Annotated in this window: 10 protein-coding genes; 5 read left to right on the forward strand and 5 right to left on the reverse strand. The window is 68.2% G+C overall.

Annotated elements, in window-relative coordinates:
* Window positions 1-1,233, forward strand: a 1,233-nt coding sequence (locus V6M46_RS19025; protein WP_332668017.1) for a GAF domain-containing sensor histidine kinase, incomplete at its 5' end; no start/stop codon positions are given.
* A 3-nt stretch (window positions 1,234-1,236) separates the two neighbouring features.
* On the opposite strand, the gene V6M46_RS19030 is transcribed toward V6M46_RS19025, so the two are convergent.
* On the reverse strand, window positions 1,237-1,878 hold the full coding sequence (locus tag V6M46_RS19030) for a response regulator transcription factor (protein WP_332668019.1): 642 nt from the start codon (window positions 1,876-1,878) through the stop codon (window positions 1,237-1,239).
* Window positions 1,879-1,972: 94 nt separating this feature from the next.
* A complete protein-coding gene (locus tag V6M46_RS19035; protein ID WP_332668021.1) occupies window positions 1,973-2,383 on the reverse strand; it encodes a DoxX family protein in 411 nt (136 codons plus the stop codon).
* A 105-nt stretch (window positions 2,384-2,488) separates the two neighbouring features.
* Between V6M46_RS19035 and V6M46_RS19040 the strand changes: the two genes are divergently transcribed.
* From V6M46_RS19040 to V6M46_RS19055, 4 genes are all read left to right on the forward strand, one after another.
* Window positions 2,489-3,013: a hypothetical protein gene (locus tag V6M46_RS19040; protein WP_332668023.1), complete on the forward strand. Its 525-nt coding sequence runs from the start codon at window positions 2,489-2,491 to the stop codon at window positions 3,011-3,013.
* A complete protein-coding gene (locus V6M46_RS19045) occupies window positions 3,000-3,797 on the forward strand; it encodes a maleylpyruvate isomerase family mycothiol-dependent enzyme (protein WP_332668025.1) in 798 nt (265 codons plus the stop codon). Before V6M46_RS19040 ends, V6M46_RS19045 begins: the two co-directional genes overlap by 14 nt.
* Window positions 3,798-3,837: 40 nt before the next feature.
* Window positions 3,838-4,773 (forward strand): oxidoreductase, encoded by a 936-nt coding sequence (locus tag V6M46_RS19050; protein ID WP_332668027.1) that lies wholly within the window; start codon window positions 3,838-3,840, stop codon window positions 4,771-4,773.
* 138 nt (window positions 4,774-4,911) lie between these two features.
* A complete protein-coding gene (locus V6M46_RS19055; RefSeq protein WP_332668028.1) occupies window positions 4,912-5,364 on the forward strand; it encodes a GNAT family N-acetyltransferase in 453 nt (150 codons plus the stop codon).
* Window positions 5,365-5,447: 83 nt separating this feature from the next.
* Here V6M46_RS19055 and V6M46_RS19060 read toward each other — a convergent pair whose 3' ends face one another.
* The 3 genes from V6M46_RS19060 to V6M46_RS19070 form a co-directional block, all read right to left on the reverse strand.
* Entirely contained in the window at window positions 5,448-6,749 is a 1,302-nt protein-coding gene (locus V6M46_RS19060; protein ID WP_332668029.1) for an MFS transporter, read from the reverse strand.
* A gap of 100 nt (window positions 6,750-6,849) precedes the next feature.
* Complete coding sequence (locus V6M46_RS19065) at window positions 6,850-7,260, reverse strand: Hsp20/alpha crystallin family protein (protein ID WP_332668030.1); 411 nt, start codon at window positions 7,258-7,260, stop codon at window positions 6,850-6,852.
* Between the two features lie 141 nt (window positions 7,261-7,401).
* Window positions 7,402-7,596, reverse strand: a 195-nt coding sequence (locus V6M46_RS19070) for a 2-oxo acid dehydrogenase subunit E2 (RefSeq protein ID WP_332668032.1), incomplete at its 5' end; no start/stop codon positions are given.

The raw sequence follows: 7,596 nt of genomic DNA on the forward strand, positions 1-7,596 counted from the left end.
GAGATCTACGGCAACCTCTACCTCACCGACAGCCTCAACGGCGCATTCTCGGCAGAGGACGAGGAGCTGGCGGAGGCCCTCGCGGCGACTGCCGGCATCGCGATCGAGAACGCCCGCCTGTTCGACGACTCGGCATATCGCGAGCGGTGGTCGTCCGCGCTGGCGGAAACCGCCCGGCGGCTCATGCGCGACGAGGAAGAGGAGGACCACCTCGCCGTCATCGTCGAGCAGGTCCGCAAGCTCGCCGAGGCCGACATCGTCAGCATCGGCCGGATCACGCCGTCCGGCCACGAGATCTTCGTCGATCGCGCGTCCGGGAGCGGCGCGGAAGACCTGATGACGATGTCGTTTCCCCTCGACGGGACGTTCGCCGGCGATGCGATCGCCTCGGGCGAGCCGATCCTGATCAGCGAGTCACGAGAGTTCGAGGCCGACGGCTTCGCGGAGCACGCCCTGCTCGGCAACGCGGTCGTCATCCCCTTCATGCACGGTGAGAGCCCGGCCGGCGTGCTCACGCTCTCGCGGCTGGCCGGGCGCCCTCCCTTCAGCGCTCGCGACCTCGACATGGGTGCGTCGTTCGCCAGCCACGTCAGCGTCGCGATCGACCGTGCCGAGTCCCGCCGCGCGCGCCGGCGCGTCGCGTTGCTGGAGGACCGTGGCCGGATCGCGCGCGACCTTCACGACCATGTGATCCAGCGCCTGTTCGGAACCGGGCTCAGCCTGCAGGCCGCCGCCACGACCGCAGATCCGGAGACCGCTGCCCGCATCATGACGCAGATCAAGGAGATCGACAGCGCAATCGCCCAGATCCGGCAGAGCATCTTCGGGATGCAGCGCGACCCTGACACGACAGCGGTGAGCCTGCGCGCCCGGATCCTCGAGATCGTGGGTCGGGTCGCCGATCAGCTGCGCAGCAGGCCCCGGGTCACGTTCCAGGGCCCGGTCGACCTGATGGTCTCCGGGAACCTCAGCGACGACGTGGCCGCGGTGGTGACCGAGTCCCTTGCCAACGCCGTGCGGCATGCCGGCCCTGCGCAGGTCACCGTCATGATCGCCGCGGTGTCCGGCGATGTCATCGTCGAGGTCACCGACGACGGCGTCGGACCGGGCACGTCGCCGCGGCTCAGCGGTCTGGCCAACCTGCGACAGCGCGCCGAGGCCAGGGGCGGCGAGTTCAAGATCCACGAGGCCACCGGCAGTGGCACCCGGGTGGTCTGGATCGCCCCGACCTGAGGATCAGCTGTTGTCGAGCAGCCTGCTGGCAAAGACCGCCGCCTGGGTACGCCGCTCCAGCCCGAGCTTCGACAGCACGTTGGACATGTAGTTCTTGATCGTCTTCTCCGCGAGGAACAGCCGCTCACCGATCTGCCGGTTCGTGAGGCCTTCGGCGACGAGCTCGAGGATGCGACGCTCCTGGGCCGTGAGGCTCTTGAGCTCATCTGGCTCTTCCGGAGTGCCCGCGCGGAGGCGCTCCATGACCTTCGCCGTCACGCTCGGATCCAGCAGCGAACCGCCGGACGCCACGTGCCGGACCGCGGCGATCAGGTCCTGACTCGTGACCTGCTTGAGGACATAACCCGCGGCCCCCGCCATGATCGAGGCGAAGAGCGCCTCGTCGTCGTCGAACGACGTGAGGATGATGGCCTTGGTGTCGGGATGCGCCGAGCGGATCTGGCGACAGACCTCGATGCCGCTGCCGTCGGGCAACCGCGCGTCGAGCACCGCGACGTCGGGCATGAGTGCCGGGATGCGGGCCAGTGCGGCGCCGGCCGTGCCGGCTTCACCGATGACTTCGATGTCACCGCCGCTCTCGAGCAGCTGGCGCAGGCCCGTGCGCACGACTTCGTGGTCATCCAGCAGGAAGACGCGGATGGTCATCGGGTCTCCTCGAATGGACGTCACCTCAGTATCGGCCCGCGCTGTCACGGGTGTCGAGGGGCGAAGGTCCTCGACCGCCAGCCGGGGAGCGCGCCTACCAGGTGATCAGCGCTCCGGTGATCGTGTACGGCGCGAAGTCGCTCGACAGGATCGAGAAGATGACCAGCGCGCCACCGGCGAGGGCCAGGTCCTTGTTGAACTGGACCATCTCCATCATCTTGTTCGGCTCGTCGGTCTCCTTCCAGAACGCATGCATCACCAGTGCCGTGCACCCCAGGAGGATCGCGAGAACCAGCGCACCGATGTCGCCCCAGACACCGAGCAGGATCGAGAGTCCGCCCAACAGGAATCCCACACCGCTGACCTGGACCGCACGCCTGGCCGCCGGCACTCCGCGCGACTCGGCATAGCCGGCCATCACGGTCGTCTGCGTCAGGTGCCCGACGGCGGAGCCGATCACCAGGTAGGCGATCAGGATGCGACCGATCAGGAAGATCTCGTCCATGGATGGTCCTCTCGATTGGTTGACACGCAAATCACCGAGTCTGTCGGTCGTACGTGTGGGCCGTCAAGAAACGGCAAGGGGGCACGCATGTGGGAAGGTGGCTCCGTGAAACCGGTCAACCCGCTGTGGTACCTGGCGGCCTTCTTCCTCGCCCTGGCCAGCAGCGTCGTCGGTACGATCATCGCCGCCGGCGCCTGGGATCCGGTGCGCGAGGTCTCGGTCTCACCCACGACCACTCGCGCCGCTGCGCAGGGCAAGACCCTCGTGGTCTTCACGGACATCGTGCAGCCCGACCGCAAGGTCTCGTGCCGGGCGGTCGGCCGCGACAAGAAGCCCGTCGAGATCCCGCCCGCGAAGTTCGACATCACGGTCGACAACGAGGGCAACCAGTGGCACCTGATCGGCCTGCTCAACGAGGGGGCCGACGGCATGAAGGTGCAGTGCGCGCCGCGGGACAAGCGGGCCGACAACGCGTCGTACACCTGGGCCACGGTCAGCGGCTTCGAGTCCCGCGCCAACCTGGCCAACGGGATCGGCGTCCTCGGTGTGGCGTTGGGAGCGTTGTTCGCGGGGTACGTGTTCTACTGCCGTCGCCAACACCGCCGGGAGGCCTCTCGTGGACCTGCTTGACACGTACGTACGCGGGTGGCGCGAGTCGGCCGAGGCGATCCTCGGCCTGGCTGGCGAGCTCGACGACGCCGACTGGGCGCGCCCGACCGACTGCGACGAGTGGACCGTCAAGGACGTCCTGGCGCACCTGGCCCACCTGGAGACCGAGCTCTGCAGCACCGAGCAGAACAGCCGCGACCAAGCCGGTGCCTCCAAGGTCGTGTCGGCCTACACCGCGAAGGGCGTCGAGGCACGCCGCGACCGGAGTCCGGCCGAGCTGATCGAGGAGTTCGCCTCGGCCGTCGAGCTGCGGGCGAGCCGGTTGGCCGAGCTGCCGGAGGACCCGTCTGCGCTCGCTCCCGTCACACCGGGCGGCATCCCGTGGAGCTGGGACACGCTGCTGCGCAACCGCTCGATCGACGTCTGGGTCCACGAGCAGGACATCCGCCGAGCCGTCGGCCGGCCCGGCGGGCTCGACAGCACGGGCGCCCACGTCGCGGTGATGACGTTCTCGTTCGCCATGCCGTACGTGCTGGGCAAGCGCGTCAAGCCGCCGGCGATGTCGACGGTGCAGTGGGAGGTGACGGGTGAGACCCCGTTGCAGCTCGCGGTGAGAGTCGGCGAGGACGGTCACGCCAGCGCGATCGAGACGCTCCACGAACCGTCCGTGACGCTGACGATGACGACCGAGACGTTCACCGTGCTGACCGCCGGCCGTCGCACCGCGGACGAGCTCGAGGTCGGGATCGACGGCGACGAGATGCTGGGCCGGGCGACGCTCGCCGCCATGGCGATCCTGTCCTGACCCCACGGCACGATCCCGCGGCAGGCCCTAGGCTGGCGCGATGACCTGGAGCACCCACGACATTCCGGACCTCTCGGGCAAGCGCGCCCTCATCACCGGGGTGACGGGCGGGCTGGGCCTGCACACCGCGATCGGGCTTGCCAAGCACGGCGCAGAACTCGTCGTGACAGCACGCGACGAGGGCAAGGCGGAGACCGCGGTGGCCAGCATCGCCGAGAGCGTTCCCGGAGCCAGCATCGAGGTCGTCTCGCTCGACCTCGCCGACCTCGCCGACGTGAGGCGGGCCGCGGCCGACGTCTCCAAGGCGTACGAGCGCATCGACATCCTGGTCAACAACGCCGGCATCATGGTTCCGCCGCGCTACTCGACGACGGCCGACGGCTTCGAGCTGCAGATCGGGACCAACCACCTCGGCCACTTCGCCTGGACCGCCGAGCTCTGGCCGGTCCTGCGGGACAGCGACGCCCGGATCGTCACGGTGTCCTCGCTCGCCCACACGGCCGTCGGCGGCATCGACCTGACCACCCTGACCCGCGAGGGTTCGACCCGCCGTTATCGGCGCTGGCAGGGATACGGCGAGTCCAAGCTCGCCAACCTGCTCTTCGCGCTGGAGCTGGACCGGCGCGCCAAGGCTGCGGGCCTGGGCGTCGTGAGCGTCGCCGCCCATCCCGGCTATGCCTCCACCAACATCACCAAGACCGGGCCCACCGGTGGCCGCCTGTCGCTGCCGGACATCGGCATGCACCAGGTCAGCAAGATCATCGCGCAATCCGCCGCTGCTGGAGCGTTGCCGATCCTGATGGCGGCGACGGATCCGTCCCTGACCGGCGGCGAGTACGTCGGACCGTCGGGCATTCGCGGGCTGCGCGGGCGGCCCAAGCTGGTCGGCATGAGCCGGGCGGCGCGCGACGAGGACCTCGCGCGAGACCTGTGGTCGGCGTCGGAAGCCGCGATCGGCGCGATCTTCGACGTCTGACCGCAAAGCCCTTGCGATGCCCGAAGATACCGCCGATCCGGACCGATCGGGCGCGTGTGGGATGGCCCACACGCACCCCCTTCTCGCGTGCCTTTCGCTCCAGGTTGACGTAACGTCGAATGCCTGATGATCCGAGAAATGACGCACAGCGACTTTGACAGCATCGTCCACCTCAACCAGAACGCCCTCGAAGGCGTCGGTCCACTCGACAACGAGAGCCTTTCGCTCCTCGTCAAGATGTCCGACCAGGCCCTCGTCGTCGAAGACGACGGAGACATCGCCGGCTTCGTCATCACGCTGCCCCCGGGCGCCGAGTACGACTCCAGCCGCTACCGGTGGTTCGAGGACAAGCTCATCGATGACTATGTCTACCTCGACCGCATCGTGGTCTCCGACGAGCACCGCCGCAAGGGCGTGGCCTCCAAGCTCTACGAAGAGATCGAGGGTGACACCCCCGTCGCGCTCGAGGTCTACGAGACCAACGACGTCTCGCTCGCGTTCCACGAGAGCCGCGGCTTCGAAGAGGTCGGCGCTCTGACGCATGACGGCAAGACCAACCTCATGCTGGTCCGCGAACCCGACGAGAGCTGACCCCGAACCACCCGATGTGTCACGAAGTGCCCCGTTCTCAGCGATGAGAGCGGGGCACTTCGTCATACCTCGCGGAGCTGGACCTAGCCGAGCTCGCGCGTGCGCCCGTACGCCTCCGGCTCCTCGGCCATGATCTTGGCTCGCGTCCTGACCCGGTAGCGCCAGATCTGGATCACGCCGAGCAGCCACAGGACGTACTGGAACGACATCGCCCAGCGGAACGCCGATGCCGGGTAGGCGGTCGACGAGCCGGGCGTGCGCCAGTCGAGAATCACGCCGATCGCCACCACCAGGACGAGGCTCGCGACGAACCCGGCCTGGTTGACGATCGCCGTGGCGCTGCCGAGCCGGTCGGCGGGGTTGGACGTACGTGCGAGGTCGAAGCCGATCATCGACGCCGGACCACCGACCCCCATCACGACGACCAGCAGCACCAGGAGCGCCAGCGGCGCGGGCCCATGCCACACCAGCACGACGGTCCAGACCACCACCATCGCGGCGATGATGCCGAGCACGATCGTCGAGCGGTGCCACGGATGACGCGTGATCGCCCAGCCGAGCACGGGTCCCGCCGACATCACCGCGACGACCATCAGTGTGAGGAGCAGCCCGGCCACCTGGTCGGACCGGCCCTCACCGCGTACGAAGAACGGATAGCCCCACAACAGGCCGAACGTCGTGGCACTGAACTGCGTCGTGAAGTGCATCCAGAACCCGAGACGCGTGCCGGGCTGTGCCCAGGACGCACCGAGGCTCCGCCGTATCCCGCTGAGTGACAGGGCCGCGCCGCTCTGCGACCTCGCGGCCGGCGCGTCGCGGACGAATGCCAGCAGGGCCACGGTCAGCACGACCCCGAGCGATGCGGCGATCAGGTAGGACTTCGTCCAGCCGAGCTCGCGCAGCGCGACCGTCATCGGCACTGCTGCGATGATCGCGCCGAGCTGCCCCGTGACGCCGGTCAGCTGAGTGATCAGCGGGACGCGGCGAGGCGCGAACCAGGTGTTGACGAGCCGCAGCACGCAGATGAACGTCATGGCGTCGCCGACGCCGACGAAGAGCCGCGCGACGAGCGCCCAGGCATACGTGTCGGCGAACGCGAATCCAGCCTGCGCCAGGGTCAGCGTGACGGCACCGGTCAGGAGCACCCGCCGCGGGCCGAAGCGGTCGACCAGCAGGCCGACGGGGATCTGCATCCCTGCATAGACCAGGAGCTGCAGCATCGTGAACGTTGCCAGCTGGGCAGCGGAGATGTCGAACCGATCCGTCGCGGCGAGCCCCGCAACCGCGAGCGACGAGCGGTGGAACACCGCGAGGAGATAGACCAGGAGCGCGACGACCCAGACCGCGTACGCGCCGGGATGGCGGGTCACGGCAGGCTGGCTCACCGACTCAGTCTAGGGTCGCGCACGCGCCGCACTCGCGCGGCGGAAGAGGCGAGAGCTGGGTGCCGGACCCTGAGCCTGGTCCGACACCCAGCCGCGTACGTCAGGCCGAGATCGACGTCTGCTCGGACTTGCCGCCGAGGATGTCGATCTTGCGCGGCTTGGCGCGCTCGCTCACCGGGATCACGACGCTGAGGACACCGTTGTCGTAGTGCGCCGAGATCCCTTCGGTGTCGACCCCGTCACCCAGGCTGAACTGACGGACATAGCTGCCATACGGACGTTCCCTGGCCAGCCACTTGGCGTCGTCATGCGACGCCGGCGTGCGTTCGGCCCTGATCGTCAGCACATGTCCGTCGAGATCGACGTCCACCGATCCCGGATCGATGCCCGGCATGTCAGCGGCGAGGACGTACCGATCACCCTCGCGGTACAGGTCGACCGGCATGAGTCGGGTCGACCGCGAGGAGAGCTGAGAGGTCAGGCGATCGAGGTCGCCGAAAGGATCGAACATGTCCATCATCACAAGAACTCCCTTCGCAAACTTGAGTCCATCGGACTCAACTCTTAAGAGAAAGGTAGATCGGCTTCCCGCCCGCTTCAAGGGCGAAATCTGAAAAATCGCTGAAAAATCTGCTGCGATTGCAGCCCATTCTCAGTACGTCAGGGCGAGCGCGGGGTTGCCGAGAATCGTGGCGACGTCGGCCAGGAATCGCGATCCCTGCTCGCCGTCGACGACGCGGTGGTCGAAGCTCAGCGCCAGGGTCGTGACCCAGCGCGCCACGATCTCGTCGTCGTCACCGACCCACGGCCGCTTGTTGATCGCGCCGACCGCCAGGATCCCGGACTC

The organism is Aeromicrobium sp., from assembly GCF_036676885.1.
In the GTDB taxonomy this organism is placed as follows: domain Bacteria; phylum Actinomycetota; class Actinomycetes; order Propionibacteriales; family Nocardioidaceae; genus Aeromicrobium.

Excerpts from the sequence above, each read along its gene's own strand:
- V6M46_RS19035 (WP_332668021.1), bottom strand. The coding sequence starts at position 2,383 with ATGGACGAGATCTTCCTGATCGGTCGCATCCTGATCGCCTACCTGGTG.
- V6M46_RS19050 (WP_332668027.1), top strand. The coding sequence starts at position 3,838 with ATGACCTGGAGCACCCACGACATTCCGGACCTCTCGGGCAAGCGCGCC.
- V6M46_RS19030 (WP_332668019.1), bottom strand. The coding sequence starts at position 1,878 with ATGACCATCCGCGTCTTCCTGCTGGATGACCACGAAGTCGTGCGCACG.
- V6M46_RS19055 (WP_332668028.1), top strand. The coding sequence starts at position 4,912 with ATGACGCACAGCGACTTTGACAGCATCGTCCACCTCAACCAGAACGCC.
- V6M46_RS19065 (WP_332668030.1), bottom strand. The coding sequence starts at position 7,260 with ATGTTCGATCCTTTCGGCGACCTCGATCGCCTGACCTCTCAGCTCTCC.